Raw genomic sequence first — 1,568 nt, forward strand, 5'->3', positions numbered from 1 at the left:
TTATGCCGATCCCTCGACCATCATCGGAGCGATCATCGCTGCGTTCGCGGCCGTGTTCGGGCTGCGGGTGGCCATGAAGGGCAACGCCGCCTTCGCAGCCACAGCGCCGCGCCGCATTCGCGGCCAACGCGCCATCCATGGCGAGTCGGACTGGATGACGATGACCGAGGCTGCGCGGCTGTTCCCGGAGGCGGGTGGCATCGTGGTCGGGGAGCGCTATCGCGTCGATCGGGATGCGGTGGCCGACCAGTCCTTCCGCGCCGATGACGCCGAGGCATGGGGCGACGGCGGCAAGTCTGCTTTGCTCTGTTTCGATGCGTCCTTCGGCTCGTCGCACGGCATCGTGTTCGCCGGTTCCGGCGGCTTCAAGACAACATCCGTCACGGTGCCGACAGCGCTCAAATGGGGCAGCGGACTGGTCGTCCTCGACCCCTCTAACGAGGTCGCACCGATAGTCACGAGACACCGGCACGGGGCGGGTCGCCAGGTCTTCGTGCTCGACCCGCGCTCCTCGGCAATTGGCTTCAATGCGCTCGACTGGATCGGCCAGCACGGCGCAACCAAGGAAGAGGACATTGCCGCCGTCGCGTCATGGGTCATGACCGACAATCCGCGCCAGGGCTCGGCGCGGGACGACTTCTTTCGTGCCTCGGCGTTGCAGCTGCTGACGGCGTTGACCGCCGATGTCTGCCTGTCCGGTCACACGGAGAAGAAGGACCAGCACCTGCGCCAGGTCCGGGCCAACCTGTCCGAGCCGGAGCCGAAGCTGCGCCAGCGGCTTCAATCGATCTACGACAACTCGGAATCCGCCTTCGTGAAGGAGAATGTCGCGCCCTTCATCGCCATGACGCCGGAGACCTTCAGCGGCGTCTACGCCAACGCCGTGAAGGAAACCCACTGGCTCTCCTATGCCAACTATGCCGCGCTGGTGTCCGGGTCGAGCTTCACGACGGCCGAGCTCTCGGAGGGCCGGACGGACGTCTTCATCAATCTCGACCTGAAGACACTGGAGAACCACGCCGGCCTCGCCCGCGTCATCATCGGCGCGCTGCTTAACGCCATCTACAATCGCAATGGCGAAGTGACCGGCCGCACGCTGTTCCTGCTCGATGAGGTCGCCCGCCTCGGGTACTTACGCATTCTCGAAACTGCGCGCGACGCGGGTCGTAAATACGGCATCACCCTGCTGATGCTCTACCAGTCGATCGGCCAGATGCGCGAGGCCTATGGCGGCTGTGATGCCACCAGCAAGTGGTTCGAGAGTGCGTCCTGGATCTCGTTCTCGGCGATCAACGATCCCGAGACGGCGGACTACATCTCCAAGCGCTGCGGTGACACGACGGTCGAGGTTGATCAGCTGAGCCGGTCCTCGCAGATGTCGGGTTCCTCCCGGACGCGGTCCAAGCAGCTCGCGCGCCGGGCGCTCATGCTGCCGCATGAGGTGCTACGTATGCGGACGGACGAGCAGATCATCTTCACCGCCGGCAATCCGCCGCTACGCTGCGGCCGCGCCATCTGGTTCCGGCGCACCGACATGCGGGCGTGCGTCGGCGAGAACAGGTTCCATC

The 1,568-nt window shown here is 65.2% G+C and carries 1 protein-coding gene; it reads left to right on the forward strand.

Annotated features, from left to right (window positions below; translation table 11 throughout):
* Positions 1–1,568 (forward strand): Ti-type conjugative transfer system protein TraG (gene traG / locus CWO89_RS44050; protein ID WP_130584365.1); only part of this gene is annotated, 1,568 nt, incomplete at both ends.

It is taken from the genome of Bradyrhizobium sp. Leo170, assembly GCF_004296405.1.
In the GTDB taxonomy this organism is placed as follows: Bacteria; Pseudomonadota; Alphaproteobacteria; order Rhizobiales; family Xanthobacteraceae; genus Bradyrhizobium.